Annotated in this window: 18 protein-coding genes and 1 riboswitch; of the genes, 15 read left to right on the forward strand and 3 right to left on the reverse strand. The window is 46.9% G+C overall.

Features of this window, described 5'->3' with window-relative positions; translation table 11 throughout:
• The first annotated feature begins 157 nt into the window (after positions 1-157).
• From NFI81_RS09485 to NFI81_RS09515, 7 genes are all read left to right on the forward strand, one after another.
• The gene (locus NFI81_RS09485; RefSeq protein ID WP_234612692.1) at positions 158-1378 is read left to right on the forward strand and encodes an aminotransferase class V-fold PLP-dependent enzyme; all 1221 of its coding nucleotides are present in this window, start codon (positions 158-160) and stop codon (positions 1376-1378) included.
• Positions 1379-1421: 43 nt separating this feature from the next.
• The gene (locus NFI81_RS09490; protein WP_234612691.1) at positions 1422-2672 is read left to right on the forward strand and encodes an amidohydrolase/deacetylase family metallohydrolase; all 1251 of its coding nucleotides are present in this window, start codon (positions 1422-1424) and stop codon (positions 2670-2672) included.
• A gap of 35 nt (positions 2673-2707) precedes the next feature.
• Positions 2708-4450, forward strand: coding sequence for a PQQ-dependent sugar dehydrogenase (locus tag NFI81_RS09495; RefSeq protein WP_234612690.1), 1743 nt, complete (start codon positions 2708-2710; stop codon positions 4448-4450).
• Positions 4451-4498: 48 nt separating this feature from the next.
• A complete protein-coding gene (locus NFI81_RS09500; protein WP_234612689.1) occupies positions 4499-4996 on the forward strand; it encodes a c-type cytochrome in 498 nt (165 codons plus the stop codon).
• Positions 4997-5017: 21 nt separating this feature from the next.
• Positions 5018-6499, forward strand: coding sequence for a PQQ-dependent sugar dehydrogenase (locus NFI81_RS09505; RefSeq protein WP_234612688.1), 1482 nt, complete (start codon positions 5018-5020; stop codon positions 6497-6499).
• A gap of 34 nt (positions 6500-6533) precedes the next feature.
• Positions 6534-7001 carry a RidA family protein gene (locus NFI81_RS09510; RefSeq protein WP_234612687.1) on the forward strand — a complete coding sequence of 156 codons (468 nt, stop codon included), beginning with the start codon at positions 6534-6536 and terminating at the stop codon, positions 6999-7001.
• 227 nt (positions 7002-7228) lie between these two features.
• On the forward strand, positions 7229-7837 hold the full coding sequence (locus NFI81_RS09515; protein WP_234612686.1) for an RNA polymerase sigma factor: 609 nt from the start codon (positions 7229-7231) through the stop codon (positions 7835-7837).
• An 18-nt stretch (positions 7838-7855) separates the two neighbouring features.
• On the opposite strand, the gene NFI81_RS09520 is transcribed toward NFI81_RS09515, so the two are convergent.
• Together NFI81_RS09520 and NFI81_RS09525 are read right to left on the reverse strand one after the other, a co-directional pair.
• Entirely contained in the window at positions 7856-8047 is a 192-nt protein-coding gene (locus NFI81_RS09520) for a type II toxin-antitoxin system HicA family toxin (protein ID WP_234612685.1), read from the reverse strand.
• On the reverse strand, positions 8047-8280 hold the full coding sequence (locus NFI81_RS09525; RefSeq protein WP_234612684.1) for a type II toxin-antitoxin system HicB family antitoxin: 234 nt from the start codon (positions 8278-8280) through the stop codon (positions 8047-8049). The genes NFI81_RS09520 and NFI81_RS09525 overlap by 1 nt, the downstream gene beginning before the upstream one ends.
• Positions 8281-8466: 186 nt before the next feature.
• Here NFI81_RS09525 and NFI81_RS09530 point away from each other — a divergent pair, with 186 nt between their 5' ends.
• The 6 genes from NFI81_RS09530 (at position 8467) to NFI81_RS09555 (ending at position 18384) form a co-directional block, all read left to right on the forward strand.
• Positions 8467-9570 carry a FecR family protein gene (locus tag NFI81_RS09530; RefSeq protein ID WP_234612683.1) on the forward strand — a complete coding sequence of 368 codons (1104 nt, stop codon included), beginning with the start codon at positions 8467-8469 and terminating at the stop codon, positions 9568-9570.
• A gap of 195 nt (positions 9571-9765) precedes the next feature.
• Positions 9766-13200, forward strand: coding sequence for a SusC/RagA family TonB-linked outer membrane protein (locus NFI81_RS09535; RefSeq protein ID WP_234612682.1), 3435 nt, complete (start codon positions 9766-9768; stop codon positions 13198-13200).
• 22 nt (positions 13201-13222) lie between these two features.
• Complete coding sequence (locus NFI81_RS09540; RefSeq protein ID WP_234612681.1) at positions 13223-14782, forward strand: SusD/RagB family nutrient-binding outer membrane lipoprotein; 1560 nt, start codon at positions 13223-13225, stop codon at positions 14780-14782.
• Between the two features lie 157 nt (positions 14783-14939).
• Complete coding sequence (locus NFI81_RS09545) at positions 14940-16214, forward strand: amidohydrolase/deacetylase family metallohydrolase (RefSeq protein WP_234612680.1); 1275 nt, start codon at positions 14940-14942, stop codon at positions 16212-16214.
• Positions 16215-16281: 67 nt separating this feature from the next.
• Positions 16282-17214 (forward strand): RraA family protein, encoded by a 933-nt coding sequence (locus tag NFI81_RS09550; RefSeq protein ID WP_234612679.1) that lies wholly within the window; start codon positions 16282-16284, stop codon positions 17212-17214.
• Positions 17215-17277: 63 nt separating this feature from the next.
• Positions 17278-18384 (forward strand): bile acid:sodium symporter family protein, encoded by a 1107-nt coding sequence (locus NFI81_RS09555; RefSeq protein WP_234612678.1) that lies wholly within the window; start codon positions 17278-17280, stop codon positions 18382-18384.
• A gap of 39 nt (positions 18385-18423) precedes the next feature.
• On the opposite strand, the gene NFI81_RS09560 is transcribed toward NFI81_RS09555, so the two are convergent.
• Complete coding sequence (locus tag NFI81_RS09560) at positions 18424-18927, reverse strand: GNAT family N-acetyltransferase (protein ID WP_234612677.1); 504 nt, start codon at positions 18925-18927, stop codon at positions 18424-18426.
• A 141-nt stretch (positions 18928-19068) separates the two neighbouring features.
• Positions 19069-19164, forward strand: a riboswitch (TPP riboswitch).
• Positions 19165-19233: 69 nt separating this feature from the next.
• On the opposite strand from NFI81_RS09560, the gene thiS reads away from it, so the two are divergent.
• The gene (thiS, locus tag NFI81_RS09565; protein WP_234612676.1) at positions 19234-19437 is read left to right on the forward strand and encodes a sulfur carrier protein ThiS; all 204 of its coding nucleotides are present in this window, start codon (positions 19234-19236) and stop codon (positions 19435-19437) included.
• A 41-nt stretch (positions 19438-19478) separates the two neighbouring features.
• Positions 19479-21359 (forward strand): phosphomethylpyrimidine synthase ThiC, encoded by a 1881-nt coding sequence (gene thiC, locus NFI81_RS09570; protein WP_234612675.1) that lies wholly within the window; start codon positions 19479-19481, stop codon positions 21357-21359.

A 21359-nucleotide genomic window follows, 5' to 3' on the forward strand; every position in this document is an offset into this window, starting at 1 on the left:
GATAATGACCAAAGTTTATTTTCTAGATTTCATTTATCAAAAAAAATAATCCTACAAAAAAGAGTATCAGCATGCATTTCCTGCATCATTAAAATGTTGATCCTTTCATGACCAATTTTATTGCCCTTATCACCTTTTTCAAGTCCTTTCCAATATCATGATAAACCGTAGAGATTTAATCAAACATTTATCCGCTGTGCCCTTGTTAGGCGGATTTTTGGGAAACGGCAGTGCGGAAGCTGCCACTTTCGCCGCTAAGCTCCCAGCCAGAAACCTCGCCAAGGAACTGGGAATCAGAACATTTATTAATGCCGCGGGTACCTACACGGCTATGACGGGATCGCTGATGCAGGAGGAAGTTGTAGAAACGATCCAGGGCGCAGCCCAAAATTTCATGATGCTGGATGAGGTGCAGACAAAGGTTGGGGAAAAAATAGCAGCATTAACCCACGCAGAATCCGCGGTGGTAACGGCCGGCTGCTTCTCCGCATTGACGCTGGGACTTGCCGGCGTGCTAACCGGAATGGATCAGAAAAGAGTGGAAGCATTGCCGCACCTGGAAGGGACCGGCATGAAATCCGAAGTGATCATTCAGAAAGGCCACAACATTGGCTATTCGCACGCATTGACGAACACGGGTTGCAAAATCATTCAGGTAGAGACGGTTGAAGAATTGGAAAAGGCCATTAATGAGAAAACAGCATTGCTTTGGTTCCTGCATATCCAATCGGATAAGGGCCAGATCATGCATGAGAAATGGGTGGAAATTGCAAAAAAACATGGCATAGCAACCATGATCGATATGGCGGCGGACGTCCCTCCGGTTGAAAATCTCTGGAGATTCAATGATATGGGCTTTGACCTGGTGTGCGTTTCGGGCGGAAAAGCCATGCGCGGGCCACAAAGCGCGGGCATTCTGATGGGTAAAAAACATCTGATCGACGCAGCGAGACTGAGCATGCCGCCACGGGGTTCAACGATCGGACGCGGTATGAAAGTGAATAAAGAGGAGATCCTGGGCATGTATGTGGCGCTTGAAAAATTCGTCAAGATGGACCACAAAAAAGAGTGGAAAATGTGGGAAGACCGGGCTGCAACCATTGGTAATGCTGCAAAAAGCATTGCTGGAGTAAATGTGGAGACCTTTGCGCCTGAGCTGGGCAACCACACGCCTACCCTCCGAATTTCCTGGGATTCGGCCAAAGTGAGTTTGCCTGTCAAATTGTTGCAGGAAAATCTCCGCAAAGGCGATCCGTCCATTGAGATCATGCCCGGCGAAAACAATACACTGACCATCACAACCTGGTGCCTGAAACCCGGTGAAGAAAAAATAGTAGCAACCCGCCTGAAAGAAGAATTGTCAAAAGCGGTTGTTTAAAATTTTGCATTACCAGAATACCTATTCCTAAGCCCTATAAAAAATGAAACACAGATCCCTGCTTATCCTTTTGTTGATATGCAGTGTGAGTCTCGCCATTAACGCGCAAACTTACAGCATATTGATCAAAGGCGGAACAGTCATTGACCCCAAAAATAACCTCAACCAGATCATGGACGTGGGGATATTTGAAGGAAAGATCAAGAAGGTTGCCAAGGACATTGATCCAAAGGAAGCCAGACAGGTTGTGGATGCCAAAGGCATGTATGTCACGCCCGGACTCATTGATATTCACGGACATGTGTTTTTCGGAACAGAGCCAAACCATTATTTAAGTAATGGTTTGGTTGCGTTACCGCCCGATGGTTTCACCTTTCGCGTGGGCGTAACCACCATCGTGGATGCGGGCGGCGCGGGCTGGGAATCTTTCTCTGAATTCAAAAAGAATGTGATTTTCAATTCCAAAACGCGGGTGCTCTCCTTCCTTAACATTGTCGGCGAAGGCATGCGCGGTGGAAACTGGGAACAGGACACGAGCGACATGAACCCGGAACTCGCTGCCGGGGTCGCTTTGAAGAACAGCAATGATGTGGTCGGTTTTAAAGTAGCGCATTTCATGGGCAACGACTGGAAACCGGTGGACAATGCTGTGAAGGCCGGAAAGTTGGCTAATATGCCTGTCATGGTTGATTTTGGCGGAAGCACGCCACCACTGCCGCTGGAAGACCTGTTTCTTAAACACCTTCGCCCGGGAGACATTTTTACACACGCATACACCCTGCTGGAAGGCAATGTAAGAGAAACCATTGTGGACGAAAAAGCGCAGAAAGTGCGGCCATTCGTTCTGGAAGCTCGTAAGCGCGGCATCATTTTCGACGTGGGTTACGGCGGTGCGAGCTTCAATTATTCGCAGGCCATTCCAGCAATTAAGCAAGGTTTTTATCCCAATACGATCAGCACAGACTTGCATACGGGCAGCATGAACGGCTCTATGAAAGACATGCTGAGCATTATGTCCAAATTTTATGTCATGGGTATGGATTTGCCGTCGGTTATCAAAGCCAGCACCTGGGCTCCGGCGCAAGTGATCCAGAGAGAAAACCTGGGCCACATTTCCGAAAACGCTATCGCGGACGTCGCGATTTTTTCCATGCGCAAAGGAAATTTTGGCTTTTACGACAAGACCGGTTTTAAAATGGATGGCAAGGAAAAGCTGGAATGTGAAATGACGATCATGGGCGGTAAAATCGTCTACGATCTCAATGGAATTGCCAAACCTATTTATTTAAAATAACCGACCGCAATCCTAAAACTCCTTTTTACCTAACAATGCGCTATCATTCTTTCAAACTTTCAGCTTCCTTACTGCTGCTCTTTGCATTGGGCTTTACCCAGCGCGGCGATCAGCAGGAAGTGCCTGTTAACACGAAAAACGGCGGATTATTCTTGCCTGACGGCTTCGAAGCGACCGTTGTTGTGGACAGCTTACCCGGCAGGGCGCGCCACATTGCGGTCAATGATAATGGTGATATATATGTGAAAGCCCGCTTTGCAGACAAAGGTGAATCGGTGACTGCCTTGCGCGACACAAATGGCGACGGACGCGCGGACATGATCAAGCGTTTTGGCGGACGCGGTGGCGAAGGGGTTTATGGAACTGCCATGCGGATCTATAAAGGTTACCTCTATTTCAGTTCCGAACTGATCGTTTACCGATATAAATTGAAGCCCGGCGAACTTGTCCCGACCAGCGAAGAAGAAGTGATTCTCACTGACGATCACGCCCATGGCATGCACGAGCACATTGCGAAACCTGTCACCTTTGACGACAAAGGGTTCATGTATGTGCCTTTTGGCGCCAATTCCAATGCTTGCCAGGATGATAACCGCATTCCCTCATCCAGCGGGCTAGACCCCTGCCCCATCCTGGAAGATCACGGGGGAATCTGGCGTTTTGATGCCAATAAAAAAGGTCAGTTACAAAAAGACGGCGTGAAATTTGCAACCGGCTTGCGCAGTGTAGTGGCCCTAGACTGGAATTTCGCGGATAACAATTTATATGCATTGCAACACGGCCGCGACGATCTGCTGCGCTTGTTCTCACAGCTTTTTTCTCCCTGGCAAAGCGCAATGCTTCCTTCCGAAGAGTTTTTCCGGATCAAAGAAGGCACGCACGCCGGGTGGCCTTATTGTTATTGGGACCAAATGCAGGGGAAAAAAGTCCTTAACCCGGAATATGGCGGTGATGGAAATGAAGTAGGCCGATGCGGTGAATATGAGAAACCGTTGATTGGCTTTCCCGGACACTGGGCACCTAATGATATTCTGTTTTATCAGGGTAACCATTTCCCGGATCGTTACAAAAACGGCTCATTCATTGCCTTTCACGGTTCTACAAACCGCGCTCCCTATCCGCAATCCAGTTATTTCATTGGCTTCGTTCCATTTAAAGCCGGCCAGCCTTCGGGTGATTATGAGGTTTTTGCCGATGGTTTTGCAGGTGTGGATCCTATTGTGAATGTGAGTGATGCCGTGTATCGCCCTATGGGACTTGCGATGGGCCCTGATGGCGCACTTTACATCGCCGAAACCGAAAAAGGAAAGATCTGGAAAGTCACTTACAAGGGTAACAAGCAGAAATTTACCAAATCTGCCCTTGTAAAAATGGAAAAGAGAAAAGCTATGTCCAATATCCGCACGCCGGACAAGATAAATGACAATCTGGATAAAGACAAACCTGTTGCCGGTGGAAAAGTGTACAGCGTGTACTGCTCGGCTTGCCATCAGCGAAACGGAATGGGTGATTCGCAGCGATTTCCGCCGCTTGGCGGAGCCGAATGGGTAACCGGCGATAAAGAACGCCTTATAAAAGTATTGCTGAAAGGGCTGGAAGGGCCGCTGGAAGTGAAAGGGCAGTCTTATAACAATGTAATGCCCCAGCACAGTTTTTTAAAGGATGAGGAGATCGCCGAAGTGCTCACGCACATCAGGAGCAATTTTGGAAACAATGCAAGTGCCGTCACGATCGACGAGGTTGCCAAAACAAGATCTTCTCTCGACAGCTTGAAATAACGTTTTTCTCCTTCCAACCTCGTTTAAGCGGATATTACTCTCCGGCAATTGAGTGTTCCTTTAAGGGGTTGGAGGGAGAATGACGAAAAATATAAACCACGTTTCTCTTATATTTTAATGTTCAAAAATAAGGTTTTAGCCGCAAGTTTTATACTTTTCACCGGAATTGTACTGGCAGGATTTTCCTCCACAAACTCCGATCCGCGTCTCAACCAGGATCCCTGGAAAGCGCCTGCGTGGGCCGACACGCTCAAAAGTCCGTATCACGAAGAGCCGCTGACATTGGCCCAGGGTGAAGAACTTTTCACGCTTTATTGCGCAACATGCCATGGTGACGCCGGTTACGGCGATGGCGCAGCCGGTGGAGCATTAGGACAAAGGCCCGCCAACTTTCACGACACATTGGTCAAAGCCCAAAGCGACGGCTCTATTTTCTGGAAAATCGCGACAGGTCGTGGTAACATGCCGCCGTTTAAAGATGTGTTTACCGACGAACAGAAGTGGCAGCTTGTTGCCTACATTCGTCACCTGGGCAAAACTGAGTAATTCCTGAACTTCAATCACCATATGTTGACTATTAGCCGCTTTATCAAACCAAAATTAACTGCGCTGCTTGTTGCAGCGGTTGCCTTCAATGCATGGGCACAGCCCAGAGAGACGGTTACGAACACACCCAAATCGCTCCGGGAAGACATTACCATTGAGCATTACATGAAGATCGAGCCGGAAGCGGTCCGTATCATTCAGCATCCGGTGACCGGCGACATTTATTACACAACCTTTTTTGGAGATGTTTTTAAAATCGTAATTACAAATAATCAGCCTGAAAGCAAGAAGATACTCAGCGCTGAGGATCACGGCATTACGCGTTTGCAAGGCGCTGCTTTTAAAGGAAACACATTGTTTCTGGCTGGAAATATTAATGTAAACAACAACAAAGGAAATAAGGGCCGGATGGTTCGCTATGAGCTAACAAATGGTGACGACAAGCCCGAAATGACGGTTGTGTTCAACACCGTGGAATATGGCGCAAACAAAACAACATTCGACCACGGCTGGAACGCATTGGAGATCAGCCCGGACGGCAAATACATTTTCGTAAACACCGGTGCCAGAACGGATCACGGCGAGGTGCAGGATAACGGCGGAGAATATCCAAATGCCCGCGATAATGCATTAACTGCCAACATATTCCGCTTTCCAATTGACTCGAAAGATTTGTTGCTTTCTACCGACACCCAAAAACTAAAAGCGGATGGATATCTCTATGCAGAAGGCATTCGCAACGCATATGACATGGCATTTGACCCAAAAGGAAATCTTTTTGCCGTTTCCAATTCAGGCGATTACGACCATTCGGAAGATATGTTCTGGGTGCGACAGGGGCATCATTATGGCTTTCCGTGGGTAATGGGCGGCATTGACAATCCGCAGCAATTTCCGGATTACCAGCCCAATCCTGACACCGATCCATTCCTCAGCAAATTTGCTTTTGCGTGGCTCATGAAGTATTTTCACAATGATCCCGACTTCCCGAAAAGGCCAGCAGGCGTTAAATTCAGCCCCGGCGTACAAAATATGGGTCCGGACGCGAACGAGTACCGCGACCGGAAAACAGGCCTGGTCGTGGACGGAGATTCTACGGGCATTGGCGTAAGCACATTTAACGCACATTCTTCTCCATTGGGCTTGTTTTTTGATACCAAGAATGCGCTGGGCAAAGATCTTACCGGAGATGGTTTCGTAATTCGTTACACCGGCGGACCAAGAAATGGCGTCGCCAATCCGAGTCCTTTGAGAAAGCAGGGAAGAGACCTGTTACACCTAGAAATGGCCTATGACAAAGCCACAGACAATTATAAAGTGAAAACAACCCGCATTATTGATGGCTTTACTTCTCCCACGGATGCATTACTGGTTGGAAACAGTTTATACATTATCGAGTATGGCGGCAAGCAGGGCGGTAACAAATCCGGTGGAAGCATTTGGAAAGTGACATTGCCGGCCAATGAGAAAATGGCAAAGAGAAACAAGAAAAAAAGATCTTAATTATATCCGTTTTAATAACCTTAATTATACAACCATGTCCGAAAGAAGATCCATTCTTAAAAAATTATTCGCCTCTGTTGCCGGAGTAGCTGGAATTGGAGTCGCTTCCAAAGCAATCGCAGAAGCGCCCGCTGCCACGGCGCCCGAAAAGGAAGTCGGTGACGTTGTTATGTATCAGGATGCACCCTTATTTTCAGGTCATACCAAGTTCAATAATATGGTTTTCGTCGCCGGAAAAGGCGCACACTTTGAAGGCGACATCACTGCTCACACCAAACACGTGCTGGACGAGCTGGAAAAAGAACTGATCAAAGCCGGTTCTTCGATGGAGAAAGTATTGAAGTGCAGCGTTTTCCTGCACGACCTGAACGATTACAAAGCCATGAACGAAGCCTACAAAGGCCGTTTCGGCTCAAAACCACCCTGCCGCACAACCGTCGCAGTTTATGGTGGAGTGCCTGGGGATTCGTTGGTTGAGATTGATTGTATTGCTTATATATAAACATTGTGGAAGCCCTTCGACTCCGCTCAGGGTGACAAGCGCTTGTCACCCTGAGCGGAGTCGAAGGGCTTCCACAATGTTACTTACAAAAACCTCCGAATCACAAACTTATATTTTGATATTATACAATTTCGCCGAAGGTAATTTTAAAATAAAAAATAAAGTCCCACTTATATTTTAAAATTCAGCGATTTAACGGTTACTTTGTTACCTGACCCCAATAAGATTTGAACAAACAACAACGCATCGCTGAGGAGAATGTGCTTCTTCTGAATCTCTGGCAACAATCTCAGGCCGGTGACAGTCTTGCATTTTGTCAACTTGCAGATAAACAGTATCGTACGCTCTTTAATTACGCCACCAATTTCACCTCGGACAGAGAATTTATTAAAGATTCAATCCAGGAATTGCTGATCCATATCTGGGAAAAGCGCCAGACCATTCACATTCAATTTGTTTCCATTTATTTCCTGAAAGCGCTTCGCAATCAGCTGCTCCAAGAGTTCCGTCGCAATAATCCGGCCAATTCGTTGCTGGATATTGATGAGGTTGGGCAGATTTCGGACTACCAAACTGTGGAAACCGAAATCGAGCAAAGTGAGATTTATTCTGAAAATCAGATCAAGGTCCGCTCCGCCATCAATGAGCTTCCACGCCGCCAAAAAGAAGTCGTTTTCCTCAAATACTTCGAAGGAATGGATAACGAGCAGATCGCCGACCTCATGCAAGTCAACCGCCAATCCGTCGCGAATCTTCTCTTTAAAGCAATAACCTCCCTAAAAACCCACATCCGCGCAGTAGCCAGCCTCATTTTGATATTCGTGGTTAATGCATAGTCAGGTTCGCGGATTAATTTAAATTTTCTCAATCCCGAGTTGCTTGCATATCGCTTCGCAAAGGTGCTTATCAATCTTCGGATGTCTCGGAATCGTGGTTTGTTTGCTATTTAGGACATTGGAGTAAAGATCATGCTTTGCTCCATTTCGCTTTAAATAACAACTATGAATTTCGAGATGCCTGATTAGCTCATTTCTTTTTATTGACATCAGGCAAAATCTAATTCTTTCGTAGAGATAATTGCACCATAGATCTCATCATCAATGAATTGATCATCAGGAACTATACTCTCGGTAGAATCTTGGGCGTAGAGGCTGAGTGCGTCGTTGATGTTCTCCATAACATCCTTAACGGTTTCGCCTTGCGTCATGACAGATGGAATTTCCTTAATGCGACCGATCAGGAATTCTTCGCCTTGTGATATGAGTACTGTAAATTTCATACGATGTTTAGTGTGGTTGTAAATCTTGAAATAAAACTAACCATAAAAACGACTCTTCCAAAATTTTAGTTTTACCATTTTCATGAGAAACATTGTTCTCAATCAAAAAATAATTTCAGCAAAAAGAGTATTGGCCGCATGAAAATGCATCCTTAGATAAATTAGCCATACTATTATTTGCCCGATATGCACAATTACCGCAATTTTCTTCCGGAGGAACTAGCAGCCGATCCATCATTCCGACGCTGGACGTTGTATAATGATCCTGAGGAGGATACTATCTGGGCTGAATGGCTGGAACTGAATCCTGATAAGCGCGAGCTGGTTGTGAAAGCAAGAAACTTCCTGATCAATGCAGAAGCCGCTTTCAATCAGATCACGGAGGATGAAATAGCCAATGAAATTTACCGGCTATCTCATTCGATTGGTGAAAATAAAGCGAAGAAATCGAGCATATGGCGCCTTTTCAGGCCAAACTGGTACAACATGGCAGCTTCCATTTTGCTGCTGATGTTCGCAGGTTGGTGGTTTAACAAGCAAACACCCTCTCAACAGCAATCGGATCAGTACAAAGTGATCCTGAGTCAGATCAAAGAGCCATTGGTAAAAGAAGAGAATGTAACCGACAAAGCGCGTCTGATCATTCTGGCCGATGGGAGCTCGGTGCTGTTACAGCCAAAAAGCCGCATTACCTACCCTACCAATTTTGAAGGTAATAAAAGAGAGGTTTTCCTGAGCGGTGAGGCATTTTTTGAAGTGGCCAAAAACCCGGACAAACCCTTCTATGTATACGCACACTCCCTGGCAACGAAAGTGCTGGGAACGAGTTTCAAAGTAAGTGCATTTGAAGGCGACAAAGAAGTGAAAGTGGTTGTGAAAACAGGAAGAGTTTCGGTTTTCCCCATGACACAGGAAGCAATCGCGACGCAGCAGGCGGACGACAAACTGGGCGGAATGGTGTTGACGCCCAATCAGCAGATCGTTTTCGCACCCAAGGAGTTACGTCTGACGCGCAGCCTCGTTCCGGACCCGAAACTGCTGGAATTGCCCATACAAAGTCAGTCGTTTGAGTTCAAAGGCACGCCGATTACCGATGTTTTTGCCACGCTGGAAAAATCTTACGGCGTGAAGATCATCCACGATGCAGATGTGATGAAAAACTGTTTCCTGACCGCCTCCTTATCTGACGAGCCGCTGTTTGAGAAAATAAACCTGATCTGTAAAACGATCGGAGCGCAATATGAGCAGCTGGATGCGAGCATTATCATTACCAGCAAAGGCTGCTACTAACGATCCTCATTAACCCTGTAAAATTCAAAGAGTGCCTATGACTAGAATCTATTACCAGATGCCTACAAAATGAGCCGATGATGCTGCAACACCACCGGCTCCGTTAATCCCCTTTTTCTTCTTCTTACGGTTTTCGCCTCGCAGCGGCCGTGGGAATCAATTATGCCGAATTTTAACCCGACAAAAATCAAAATTATGTCAAAAACAGTACAATTTCACCATGCTTTACAGAAAATCATGCGCATTACGCTGTATCAAGCCATACTCGCTATCGTCGTCAGCACGTTTGTGCAAGCCAATGACGTACGCGGTCAGCGAGTTTTAGAACAAAAAGTGACGTTGCGTTTAGCCAATGCCGAAATCGATAAGGCACTGGAAAGAATTGAGAATGTGACCAAGGTTAAGTTCATGTATAACCCTCAGATTTTCAATAACCAAAAATATACGTTCAAATTTCAGGAAGAGGCATTATCGGAAGTGCTGGGTAAAATCCTCGCCCCGCACAAAGTGACTTACGAAGTGGTGCAGGACCGCATCATTTTGAAACGCGAAACGGGAGCTCCCGAAACCGGCACTTCATCCAAAGACGCGCCTAAACGCAATGTAACAGGCGTGGTTACGGATGAGACGGGTGCCGGACTTCCCGGGGTTAGCGTTCTGGTAAAAGGAACACAACGCGGAACTTCTTCGGACGCAAGCGGTAATTATACGATGGAGATTCCCGATGCAGAAGTGGCCTCGGCTGTCCTGATTTTCAGCTTTGTGGGTTACACTTCGCAGGAAGTGCCGGTAGGAACGCAGACAACGATTTCTGTAAAACTGGAACCGGAAGCCAAAGCATTAAACGAAGTCGTGGTAACGGCCCTGGGTATTTCAAAAGAGAAAAAAGCGCTTGCCTATGCAGTAACCGAGGTTAAAGGGTCTGAATTTACACAAGCCCGCGAAAACAACGTAGCGAATGCGCTGACTGGTAAAATCGCCGGTGTGAATGCAACGGGAATGTCAACTGGACCGGGCGGATCGAGCCGCATTATTATTCGGGGTAACGGATCGTTGAGCGGAAACAACCAGCCATTGTATGTGATCAATGGTATGCCCATGGACAACAGCGTTCCGGGCGGTGGCAATGCATCGGATGGAAATGGAAATAACACAGACCGCGGCGACGGCATCGGCGGGATCAACCCGGACGACATTGAGTCGATCAGTGTTTTGAAAGGTGGCCCGGCAGCGGCTTTGTATGGTGCACGTGCCGGTAACGGTGTTATTTTGATCACTACAAAAAAGGGCCGGGCGCAAAAAGGCATCGGCGTAGAGTTCAACAGCAACTTTACAACGGAAAACCTTTCGATCATTCCCGACTGGCAATATGAATATGGCCAGGGTGTTGATGGTGTAAAACCATTGACTCAGACGCAAGCGAAAAGCTCGGGTCGTTTGTCTTACGGAGCCAGAATGGATGGCACGGATGTGATCCAGTTTGACGGCCAGATGCGTCCATATTCGCCTCAGAAAGACAACCTCAAAAACTTTTACAGAACCGGAACGAACTACATTAATTCCATCGCTTTCACAGGCGGCAACGACAAGATCAACTTTCGTTTCGGTTTGAACAATACAAAATCCAACAGCATTGTCCCCAATTCTGACTTTACCAGAAGGATTGCTAATTTGAATGTGAATGCTTTTTTGGGCAAAAAACTGAGCATTGAAACGGTTGTCCAATACAACATTGAAGATGGCCACAACCGTCCGAAAGTGGGTTATGCGGATTATAACCCGCACTGGGCAACACACCTGATCGCTAACTCGGTGGACATCAGAAGCCTTTCACCTGGTTATGATGCGGTTACAGGCAAAGAAGTTGAATGGAATCCCGTTCCGGCTGCGCCAAACCCTTATTTTGTAATCAATAAATTCAAAAACGACGACCGCAAAAACCGTTTCCTTGGGCAAGCAAACATTCGCTATGATATCCTGGACAACCTTTTCATCAAAGGGAGCGTGAGCCAGGATTACTACAATTTCAAATATGAATTCGTGGTTCCGAATAACAATGCTTACGAGCCATTGGGTAAATATGAGTCCAACAGCACGACCTCGTCCGAGACCAACGGAATGCTGACATTGAATTACAACAAAGAATTCGAAAATTTTAGCTTCTCTGCGTTGCTCGGTGGCAATACGCAAAGAAACATTTATGATGAAATGGCTTACAGAGGCGCGGAATTTACGATCCCCGGTTTTTACAGCTTTACCAATCTTGCCACAACCACCACCACACCGAAATATCTGAAAAGCGGCATTAACTCGGTTTTTGCATCGGTGGATTTGGGCTACAAAGGGCTGGCCTACGTGACTATGTCTGGCAGACAGGACTGGTTCTCGGTTTTGAACAAATCCAATAACAGCATCTTTTACCCGGCAATCGGTGGAACGGTGATCCTTTCAGAAGCTATTGATATGCCGGCTGCGATCAGCTTTGCCAAAGTACGCGCTTCATGGGCACAGGTAGGCGCTGTGAATGTGGATCCTTACAGAATTTACCAAAGCTATCAAATGGCACAAGGCGGGCATAATGGTCGTCCCGTGCAGCAGCTTGCTTCGGCCCTGGTTCCTAACCCGGATTTGCGTCCGCTTACATCTACGACTTATGAAGCTGGTTTGGAAGCGCGTTTCCTGAACAACCGTTTTGGTCTTGACCTTACATTTTACAACCGTAAGACAACCAATGACATTGTACAAAGCAACATTGCTGTGTCTTCCGGATATACGCAGGCACTGCTGAATGTGGGTGAACTGAGTAACAAAGGGGTTGAGCTTTTACTCACTGCAACACCTTTCCGCAAGAACAATTTCACCTGGGACATCAGCTATAATATGGCTTATAATCAGAGCAAAATCATCAAACTTGCCGATAACCTGCCCAGTCTAAGCATTGGAACGGGTGTGGGCGGAGGCTTGATCAATAATGTAGAAGGCGGCACTTACGGTGAGGTTTGGGGTTATAACAAAAAGATGGACGACAATGGCAACATTGTTTACAACACGGCCAGTGGCTACGCAGTAAGAGGTAATCTTGAAAAACTGGGCAATGGGATTCCTCCGTTGACCATGGGTATCACCAATAATTTCAAATACAAAAGCTTCTCACTGAACATTCTTGTCGATGGTAAATTCGGGAGCGTGGTTTACTCCAACATGTATCAGTATGCCTATCGTTTTGGTTTGCCAAAAGAAACACTTCCAGGCCGCGAAACTGGTGTGACCGTAACGGGTGTAACGCCGGAAGGAGCGCCATTTACCAAGTTGTGGGAGAAAAAAGATGTGGATACTTACTATGACAATGACAAAAACTACACGGGCATTTTCACTTTCAACAATGACTTCATCAAGCTGCGCCAGGTTATCCTGAGCTACAATTTGGATGTAAGCAAGCTTTCTTTCCTGAAACTGCAAGCTGCCTCAGTCTCCCTGGTGGGTCGTAACCTGCTGCTGCTTTACAAAGACAAGCGCAACAATTATTTCGATCCGGAATCGAGCTATACCAATGGCAATGCGCAAGGGCTGGAAGCATTCGGGGTTCCGAGAACGAGAAGTCTGGGTGTGAACCTAACAGTGAAGTTTTAATCATTAAAAGATTTTAGTGAATATGAAAAAATTATTTAAAGTCCTATATCTGGCTCCGGCCATGTTTATTGCCTCCTGCGACAACGGTTTTGAAGAAATGAATGTGAATCCCAATGCATCAACCGAGGTGGTGCCGGGCTTTCTTTTCACGCGTGCGCAGCTGGTAACTGTCAGCAACAACTACACAGGCGCAGCCTATCTGACCATAGGAGGCTCCATGCAGCATTTCGCCACTTACAAAGAAGTGCCGGGTGCGGGTGACAAATATTTCAATTTTGGTTACAGTCAGGGCAGCTGGAATCTCTACGGAGGCGATCCGGTAACCCAGGGCGCTGTGATTGACATTGCGCAGGTGATTGAAGCAGTTTCAGAAAACGCAGCAGACGTAAACAAACTGTCGGCTGCCCGCATCTGGAAAGCTTACCTGTTTCACCGTCTGACTGACTTGTACGGCGATATCCCCTATTCTGACGCAGGAAAAGCACTTTCGAGTCAAAATTTTACGCCAAAATACGATACGCAACAGGCTATTTATGCAGATCTGCTGAAAGAGCTGGATGAGTCCATTGCAGCATTCGATGCAGCTCAGCCCACATTTGGCACATCGGATTTAATGTTTGGCGGCGAGATCGGGAAATGGAAAAAGTTTGGTTATTCATTAATGTTGCGTCTGGGCATGCGCCTTACGGAAGTGGATGCTGCTGCCGCTGAAATCTGGGTAAAAAAAGCCATTGCAGGCGGCGTAATAACCACCGATGCGGACATTGCGACGATTGCTTATGTGGACGGTTCCATCACGGCAAGCAGAAACTTTATTGCGGCTGGCTTGATGTCCACAGATTACGTTTCGCCGGGTGGCGACAATGTGGAGGGCGGGAAATTGGCCAAAACATTAATCGACCATTTAAAAACAACAAAAGATCCGCGTTTGAATGTGATTTCTGTTGTTTGGACAAAAGCTTCTGCAACTGCCCCTTATGTTGCCGACACAGCTACTGCCTTGCAAAAAGGAATGCCTAATGCTGCTTTCAACTCATTGCCTGCGGACTTTGACTCTTACTCCGAGCCAAACCCAAACACAATCCTGAAATACAATGCGCCGTTGCTGGTTTTCACCCCGGCAGAAGTTCACTTACTACTAGCCGAAGCTGGATTAAGAGGCTGGTATACAGCCACAACACCGGCTGCCGAATACGAAAGTGCAGTGATGTCAGGCATGAAACAATGGGCGGCTTTTGGAGCAGGCGGCGTTATTTCCGATGCCAAAATTGCCGCTTATTTGAAAGCAAATCCCTACAAAACTGCGGGAACATTGGCTGAGAAAATGGAACAGATCGGAACGCAGAAATGGGTGGCGTTATTCCTTGAAGATGAATATGAAATCTGGTCGAACTGGAGACGCACCGGATATCCCAAACTGACGCCAACGAACTATCCGGGAAACCTTACCGGCGGAAAGATTCCAACAAGATTTGTGATCCCGGATTCGGAAGAACAGTACAACAAAGTGAATTTTTACGAAGCACGGGACAGACAAGGCGGCGTAAACACGCTTTCGAGTTTGGTTTGGTGGGATAAATAATGCCAAAGCATGATCATTATCAGACTTCCCGGCTATAAACCGGGGAGTCTGATTTATTGATATTAAGCCCTTTAACATTAAACACACAACCAGCATTAAAAACAGTCCGTGAATTCCTTTTGCTTATAGAGTGCCCATATTCCTAAAACCTAAAATCATGTCCAATAAATTACGCTTAACCTGTTTTGCGCTACTCCTCGCAATCACTTCCGTCAAAGCCCAGCAATATTCTGTGGTGATCAAAGGCGGCCATGTTATTGATCCCAAAAACAATGTGAACGCTATCATGGACGTTGCCCTGAAAGGTGACACGGTGATGCTTGTCGCCAAAAACATTGATGCCAAGGAAGGCAAGCAGGTTGTCAATGCAAAAGGACTGTTCGTAACGCCCGGGCTGATCGACATGCATTCCCACAATTTTTACGGCACAAAAATGGACCAGACTTACAGCAATGGTCCTAATGCGCTTCCGCCGGACGGTTTCACTTTCCGCACGGGCGTTACCACGGTTGTGGACGCAGGCTGCGCGGGCTGGAAGTCGTTTCCGGATTTTAAAAAACAAACCATTGACATATCAAAAACCCGCGTGCTTGCATTCCTGAACATTGTGGGAGAAGGCATGCGAGGCGGCACTTACGAGCAGAATGTGGACGATATGGATGCCGCTGCGACTGCGAAAGTGGTGAAGGAAAATCCGGATTACATTGTCGGCATAAAACTAGCGCATTACAATGGCTATAATTGGACACCCACAGAACGCGCAGTGGAAGCCGGGAAGCTCGCCAATGTGCCTGTAATGGTGGATTTTGGTGGTAGCAAGCCGGTTTTGCCTATTGAAGAACTATTCATGAAACGCCTTCGTCCGGGTGATATTTTTACACATTGCTTTGGCCAGCTAAGCAGCAGAGAGCCGATTCTGGACGTTGCAACGGGAAAGATCAAACCATTTGTCATGGAAGCGCGGAAGAAAGGGATTATTTTCGATGTAGGTTATGGCGGCATCAGCTTTGCATTTTCGCAGGCCATTCCGGCCGTGAAAAGTGGTTTTTACCCAAACACCATCAGCACAGACATTCACACCGGCAGCATGAACAATGCGATGAAAGACATGTTGAATGTGATGTCCAAATTCCTGGCTATGGGCATGGACCTTCCGGCGGTGATCAAAGCCAGCACCTGGGCTCCTGCGCAGGCAATTCATAGGGAAGAACTTGGCAATCTGTCTGTCGGCTCGCGAGCAGACGTGACCGTTTTGCGGGTTTTAGATGGTAAATTCCAATTGAATGACACGGGAACATTTGGCTTTTGGGATTATACCGGAACCAAGATAAAGGGTAAGCAAAAGCTTGAAGCAGAGGTGACTATCCGGGCCGGAAAAGTTGTTTACGATTTAAACGGACTCACAGAGCCGCTTGTTCTTACCAAAAGATAGTTTGAATGATAAGCCATTCCATGCATCTTTGGCCAATAAATACCTGCCGCAAATTTTATATTGAATTATGAGAGTACAATTTTTTGGTGTAATAGCCCTTTTAGCCTTCAATTTTAGCTGCCCGCAATCCGCTCAGGCGCAGACAATGCCCAAAGAAGAATTGATCTTCCTAACCTCCGAATGGAAGGGCGAACGCTTCCCGGACGGTCGTCCCAAAGTGCCTGACGAGCTCATTAACCGTGCCAAAAATATCTCGATTGAAGAGGCCTGGGTCGTGCTTCAAAATGAAGGTTATAACTGCCAGTTCGATGGAAACTGGAAGATTTTGAAAGATGACATTGTCATCACAGGCCGTGCTCTGACTGCCCAGTTTATGCCCTCCCGCCCGGATGTCGAGAAATTGGTGAAAGACCGTGGTAACAAGAACGGAATGTTGGGAAACACCAATTCCTGGCCTATCGATAAGCTTTCCAAAGGTGACGTTTACGTTGCAGACGGTTTTGGTAAAATCGCCAGCGGGACATTGATCGGCGACAATTTAGGAACGTCTATTTTTACTAAATCAGGCAATGGCGTGGTTTTCGACGCATCCGTTCGCGATTTGGAAGGCCTGTCTAAAATAGAAGGTTTCAATGCTTTTGTAAGGGATTTTGACCCTTCCTTTCTCAAAGATGTTTTCCTGACCGGCATTAACACTCCCATCCGCATTGGCCGGGCCATTGTGCTGCCGGGTGATGTGGTTTTAGCCAAAAAAGAAGGTGTGATCTTCATTCCTGCACATATGGCCGAAAAAGTGATTCTCACTGCCGAATTCCTCACATTAAGAGACAAATTTGCCCTCCAAATGCTCCGCGAAGGCAAATTCACGCCAGGGCAGATCGACAACCAATGGACCGACCAGCTAAAAGAAGCATTCCTCAAATGGCTGGACGGCAACCCAAAGGAAATCCCGATGAAGCGCGCCGAGTTGGATGAATACATGAAGAAAAGAACCTGGTAACTTCTATTTTAAAGTCCGGGTATTTTTGCGCCCTTTTCCCAATAGCATTATAACCTTATTTATATGAATGTTTACAAGTTACTCGCCGGTGTTGCAGGTTTGTGTCTGCTCGTGGCGCTTTTCATGGCGTTATCCGGAAACCTGCCGCAAGCCGGACCATTCTTCATTGCATTTTTCCTCGTCTTAGCCGTCAGTTTCAGGGGTTTTGAAAAGCTCAAAGGTTTCACATATACGACCGTCATTTTCGCAGCAGTCACCACAGCCCTTTATTATCCGCAACATTTCCAATCGGTTAACGGCTTCAAACTGGCCGCATTGATCACCCCGCTCATCCAGATCATTATGTTTGGGATGGGCACATCCATGAGTTTTGGCGACTTTGTAGGCGTCGTAAAAATGCCAAAAGGTGTATTAATCGGTGTGGTAAGCCATTTTATCATTATGCCAACCATTGGATTTACATTGGCAAATCTAAGCGGATTTCCACCTGAGATCGCAGCCGGGATTATTCTCATTGGCTGCTCGCCAAACGGAATGGCGTCAAATGTAATTTCCTATCTGGCCAAAGCAAACCTGGCATTATCGATCACGATCACGGCTATTTCCACCATGCTCGCTCCTATCGTGACGCCGTTGCTAATGAGTTTACTGGCAGGCGCATTTGTCCAAATTGACACATTGCATATGATGTGGGACATTATAAAAATGGTGATCATCCCAATCGGCGCAGGATTGTTATTCAACAAGTTTTTCAGCGGCAAAGCCAAGTGGCTCGATGACGCTATGCCCATTGTTTCCATGGCCGGAATTGCATTTATCATCGTCATCATCACCGCAGCCGGACGCGACAGCCTCCTCACCATCGGACCAACATTACTCCTACTTGTGCTAATCCACAATTTATCCGGCTACACGCTAGGTTACTGGTCGGGCCGCTTATTCAAAATGAGCGAAAGAGACTGCCGCACCATAGCCATTGAAGTAGGCATGCAAAACGGAGGTCTGGCATCAGGCATCGCGAAGGAAATGGGAAAAATGGCCACTGTCGGGCTGGCACCAGCAATTTTTGGGCCGTTAATGAACATTACGGGGTCAATTCTGGCATCCTGGTGGCAAGGGAAACCAACTGGGGATGAGGAAAGTTACGTGGAGACGGGACGGGCGCATTAGTGCAATGTCAGCCTGAACGCTCAGGCTGACAACTTTCGCTCAATCCTCCTCCAACAACAACTGCATGAAAACCAGATCCAGCCACTGATTAAATTTATAGCCAACTTCCTTCAAATATCCCTTCTCCACAAAGCCGTATTTCTTATGAAATTCGATGCTGCCGCGGTTGGCGGCGTCGATGCCGGCGATCATGCTGTGGAGGCCTGATTCTTTGGCGCGCTGGATCAGACTGCCCAGAAGCTTCCCTCCTACGCCCAGGCCTCTCGATTTTTCGTCCAGATAAATGGAATGCTCCACGCTGAATTTATAGCCAATTTTAGGACGGAAGATGTTGTATGAGCCATACCCGATCACCTTCCCCTCTCTTTCTGCAACAATGACAGGCATGCCGTCATTAAACATTTTTTCGAACCATTCCCGCTGCTCGTCCATTGTCCGGGCTTCGTAATCATAAATGGCAGTGGTATTCAGAATGGCGTGATTGATAATTTCTAACAGGGATGGCAAATCCTTTGGAGCAGCGCTTCTTATAATAAGATCCATCAAGTAACGTAGTTCGATATAATTGGTAAATACAACCTTAAAGTTACCCGATAATTCTTAAAATAAAACAGTTCTTAATGCGTCCTATGCAGCTCTTTTGTATGGTTAATTTTTGAAAATACATTTTTTGGAATAGCTTTGCTTAAACTTTAGGGGTGTCCCGATATGCGGACTGAGATAATACCCTTTGAACCTGATGCAGTTAGTACTGCCGAAGGGAAAAGTAAGAGATACTGCTATTGTATCTCAATGTATCTTTCCAAAAAAGGTCCATTCCTGAAGTTTTTCTCAAAAACACAATTCGGAATGGAAATTATCATCAACGGTCAATCACGCGAATTTTCTGAACCACTTTCGGTCCAGCAATTATTATCTGCCCTTTTTCCTGACAAGGCCAAAGGAATCGCAGTCGCTGTCAATCAGTCGGTTATTCCAAAATCGACCTGGGATTTGCACGCGCTGCAACCGCATGACCGTGTGATGCTGATCACTGCTACCCAAGGCGGCTAGCCTCCATTCTCCCCATTTGTTTATCCTTAATCCAACATTTTATGAAGACTGAAAAAACGCCACAGAGCGGCAGTGTGACCACAGACCCGTTTCCGAATTCCAGGAAAATTTATGTAAAAGGCAACCTGCATAATGTGTCCGTTGCGATGCGGGAAATTGCACTAACCGACACGCGTTTGCATGGAAGAGCTGGTCAGGTAGAAAAAAATGCGCCAGTGACTGTTTACGATACAAGCGGCCCATTTACCGATCCTAATGTTGAAATTGATGTGAAAAAAGGACTGCCCGCTTTGCGATCGGAATGGATCAAAGCGCGCCGGGATGTGGAGCAATTGGAAGGCATCAGCTCCCATTACGGTCAGCAACGACTTTCAGACCCGTCTTTGGATGCATTGCGGTTCGCGCACATTACCAAGCCATTACGTGCCAAATCTGGTGCCAATGTTTCCCAATTGCACTATGCTAAAAAGGGCATCATTACGGCCGAAATGGAATACATTGCGATCCGCGAAAACCAGCGGATTCAGGAGAATTTATTGGAATTGAACGGTAAGGCGGGCTCGCTTGCGCATCAGCATCGCGGTCATAGTTTCGGCGCAAACACGCCGGTGAAGTTTATCACACCCGAATTTGTGCGTTCGGAAGTAGCAGCCGGTCGTGCCGTGATTCCCGTGAACATTAACCACCCGGAAAGTGAGCCTATGATCATTGGACGTAATTTTTTGGTAAAAATCAATGCGAACATTGGTAACTCTGCGGTTTCATCGACCATTGAAGAAGAAGTGGAGAAAGCCGTTTGGGCTTGTCGCTGGGGCGCTGACACGATCATGGATCTGTCCACCGGCAAGAACATTCACGAAACCCGCGAGTGGATTATCCGCAACTCACCCGTTCCCATCGGCACCGTTCCGATTTACCAGGCTTTGGAAAAAGTCAATGGTAAAGCCGAAGATCTGACCTGGGAGCTTTTCCGCGACACGCTTATCGAGCAAGCCGAACAGGGCGTAGATTATTTCACAATCCACGCCGGGGTTCTGCTTCGCTACATTCCGCTTACAGCCAAAAGATTGACCGGAATCGTTTCCCGAGGCGGCTCTATCATGGCCAAATGGTGTCTGGCGCATCACAAAGAAAATTTCCTTTATACGCATTTTGAGGAAATCTGTGAAATTATGAAAGCCTATGACGTAGCCTTTTCTCTGGGCGATGGCTTGCGTCCGGGTTGTATTGCGGATGCCAATGATGCTGCGCAGTTTTCAGAACTCGAAACATTAGGCGAGCTCACCAAAATTGCCTGGAAACATGACGTCCAAACCATTATCGAAGGTCCGGGGCATGTGCCGATGCATTTGATCAAAGAGAATATGGAAAAGCAACTGGAACATTGCCAGGAAGCGCCATTTTACACATTAGGACCATTAACAACCGACATTGCGCCTGGTTATGACCACATTACATCCGCGATCGGCGCGGCTATGATCGGCTGGTTTGGAACTGCTATGCTTTGCTATGTGACGCCGAAGGAACATTTGGGATTGCCCAATAAAAAGGACGTCAAGGATGGCGTAATCACTTACAAAATCGCTGCCCATGCGGCGGATCTGGCCAAAGGACATCCCGGTGCGCAATATCGCGACAATGCACTAAGTAAAGCCCGCTTTGAATTCCGTTGGGAAGATCAGTTCAACCTTTCGCTTGATCCCGAAACGGCGAAATCATTCCACGACGAAACACTTCCGGCAGAAGGCGCCAAAATTGCGCACTTCTGTTCCATGTGCGGACCGAATTTCTGCTCCATGAAAATCACGCAGGATGTACGCGATTATGCCGACGAAAATGGTCTGAATGCAGAAGCGATTACCGAAGGAATGGAGGAAAAATCGAGGGAGTTTGCAAGTCTCGGCAGCCAGATTTATTTATAA

The organism is Dyadobacter fanqingshengii (assembly GCF_023822005.2).
GTDB classification, from domain to species: Bacteria; Bacteroidota; Bacteroidia; order Cytophagales; family Spirosomataceae; genus Dyadobacter; species Dyadobacter fanqingshengii.